At 56.8% G+C, this 296-nt stretch carries 1 protein-coding gene; it reads left to right on the plus strand.

The window, feature by feature from the left end; all coding sequences use genetic code 11:
- On the plus strand, window positions 1-296 hold a 296-nt coding region (gene nuoJ, locus ACPYOJ_RS35075; RefSeq protein WP_481420339.1), incomplete at both ends, for an NADH-quinone oxidoreductase subunit J.

Genomic DNA, 296 nt, shown 5'->3' on the forward strand with positions numbered 1-296 from the left:
CTTTGCTGGTGCGCTGGAGATCATCGTTTACGCCGGGGCCATCATGGTGCTGTTCGTCTTCGTGGTGATGATGCTGAACCTGGGCGGCTCTGAAATTGAGCAGGAACGTCAGTGGTTAAAACCGCAGGTCTGGATTGGCCCGGCGATCCTGTCGGCCATCATGCGGGTGGTCATTGTTTACGCCATTCTGGGTGTGAATGATCAGGGCATCGACGGCACGCCAATCGGCGCTAAAGAGGTGGGTATTACGCTGTTTGGCCCATACGTCCTGGCGGTTGAACTGGCCTCTATGCTGC

Source organism: Rhizobium sp. SVR5-9E (genome assembly GCF_056755095.1).